The sequence below is a fragment of the Bradyrhizobium sp. genome (genome assembly GCF_016462955.1).
Taxonomy (GTDB): domain Bacteria; phylum Pseudomonadota; class Alphaproteobacteria; order Rhizobiales; family Xanthobacteraceae; genus Bradyrhizobium.
In genome coordinates this window covers 1-2,380 of record NZ_JAEMSD010000684.1, presented here as the reverse complement: position 1 = coordinate 2,380, position 2,380 = coordinate 1, and the positions used below count along the sequence as shown (strand labels likewise).

At 63.3% G+C, this 2,380-nt stretch carries 1 protein-coding gene and 1 pseudogene; one reads left to right on the top strand and one right to left on the bottom strand.

Going from position 1 to position 2,380, the window contains the following annotated elements:
* Positions 1-782, bottom strand: a pseudogene (locus JHD07_RS36835) (NAD(P)/FAD-dependent oxidoreductase); the annotation flags it as partial.
* Positions 783-1,091: 309 nt separating this feature from the next.
* On the opposite strand from JHD07_RS36835, the gene JHD07_RS36830 reads away from it, so the two are divergent.
* The gene (locus JHD07_RS36830) at positions 1,092-2,264 is read left to right on the top strand and encodes an ABC transporter substrate-binding protein (protein ID WP_291631129.1); all 1,173 of its coding nucleotides are present in this window, start codon (positions 1,092-1,094) and stop codon (positions 2,262-2,264) included.
* The last annotated feature ends 116 nt before the right edge of the window (positions 2,265-2,380 follow it).

The following is a 2,380-nucleotide window of genomic DNA, read 5'->3' as shown; positions in this document are numbered from 1 at the left end:
GCGGCAAGCTGCTCGAGGCCAAGACACGGATCTGGGCCGCCGAATACCACGCCGTCGCGGTTGATCTCGGTGACGGCCTGGCCGAGCACGACCTCGACGCCGATCTTTTCCAGCGAGGCCTGCGCATAGGCCGAGAGGTCGTCGGGAAAGCCGGCCAGCACGCGCGGCCCCGCCTCGATCAGCACCACGCGGGCCTTGTGGGTGTCGATGTTGCGGAAATCGTCGGGCAGAGTGTGATGCGCCATCTCGGCGATGGTGCCGGCGAGCTCGACGCCGGTCGGGCCAGCGCCGACGATGACGAAGGTCAGTCGCGCCGCACGCCTCGCGGGATCGGCTTCGCGCTCGGCGCGCTCGAACGCCAGCAGGATGTGCCGGCGCAGCGTGGTCGCATCCTCCAGCGTCTTCAGGCCGGGTGCGAACTGCTCCCATTCGTCGTGGCCGAAATAGGCGTGCCGCGCCCCGGTGGCGAGCACCAGCGTGTCGTAGGGCACCTCGCTGCCGTCGTCGATCAGCACGCTGCGGCGTGCCGTGTCGACGCCGTTGACGGTGGCAAACAGCGTCGTCACCTCCGGCCGGTCGCGCATGAGGTGACGGATTGGCCAGGCGATTTCGTTGGTCGCCAGCGAGGCGGTCGCGACCTGATAGAGCAGCGGCTGGAACAGATGATGGTTGCGGCGGTCAATCAGCGTGATCTGGACCGGGGCGCCTGCAAGCCGGTAGGTCGCCTCCAGCCCGCCGAAGCCGGCGCCGACGATGACGACGCGATGGGGATTTGCGGCCATGATGAACCCTCGAATCTCGCTGCTGCTCTCCCTCATTTAAGTGCCGATTGGGTTGCGCGGTCCAATAGACGTCATCAATCGCCGCATAGGCCGCATGTATCAATCCGGCGTGAAAAGGCGCCGCAGCCCCCAATCGGCATTGGTCCAAGTGAGTAGAATTATATTTCTTGCCATCGCCAATCAGGGCGAAATATGGTGCAGGGGCAGGCGCTGAGCCATTGGCGGCTCGACAGATTTTGCGTTCAATAGAAACAGGCTTGGAGCGGCGATCACCCCGCTTCCGGGACCGATAATATGGAGGGAGTGGTTATGAGGACGGCATTTTGGCTGGCGGGCGCAGCGGCGCTCGTGCTGGCAAATCAGGCATTCGCCGGAGACACCATCAAGATCGGCTTCGTCTCGACGTTCAGCGGCCCGACCGCCGTGATCGGCAACGACATGCGCAATTCCTTCGAGCTCGCGCTGGATCATCTCGGCCGCAAGATGGGCGGTAAGCCGGTCGAGGTGATCTACGAGGACGACGGGCAGAAGCCCGACGTCGGCAAGCAGAAGACCGAGAAACTGGTGCAGTCGGACAAGGTCGACTTCATCGTCGGCTATATCTGGTCGAACGTGCTGCTCGCCTCGCTGAAGACGGCGGTGGATTCGCAGACCTTCCTGATCTCGGCCAATGCCGGCCCGTCGCAGCTCGCGGGCGAACTCTGCAGCCCTTACGTGTTCTCGACCTCCTGGCAGAACGACCAGACGCCCGCCGCCATGGGCCTCTACATGAACCAGAAGGGCGTCAAGAGCGTGTTTCTGATCGGTCCGAACTACGCCGCCGGCAAGGACATGCTCGCCGGCCTCAAGAGCACGTTCAAGGGGGAGGTCAAGGGCGAGGAATACACGGTCTGGCCGAGCCAGCTCGACTTCTCCGCCGAACTGTCCAAGGCCCGCGCCTCCGGCGCGGAGTCGATCTTCGTGTTCTACCCGGGTGCTGCCGGCGTGCAGTTCCTCAATCAATATGCGCAGGCCGGGTTGAAGAGCACGATGCCGCTCTATACCGCCTTCACGGTCGACGAGCTGTCGCTGCCGCTGCAGAAGGAGAACGCACTTGGCGTGCCCGGTGCACAGGAATGGGTCAACGACCTTCCCAACGAGCAGAACAAGCGCTTCGTCGCCGACTACCGCAAGAAGTATCCCGGCTTGAGGCCGACTTATTATGGCGCGCAATCCTATGATGCCGCCCAGCTCATCGACAGCGCGGTGGTCGCGGTGAAGGGCGATACCAGCAAGAAGGACGCGATGAGGGCCGAGATGGAGAAGGCCAATTTCAAGTCGCTACGCGGCGCGTTCAAGTTCGGCAAAAACCACATCCCGATCCAGAACTTCTACCTCCAGGACGTGGTCAAGGATTCCGAAGGCCAGCTCGCGCTGAAGACCGTCGCCACCATCGTCGAGAACGACCAGGATCGCTTCCACGAGAAGTGCAAGATGAAGTGAGCTGAACTCGCGCGGAACGAACGCTGCACCTTCTTCCCTCGCCGCAGGGCAATCGCATATGGCGTGAACGATGCTTCGGCATCGGCACTGGGCTCCCTCCCCCGCTTGCGGGGGAG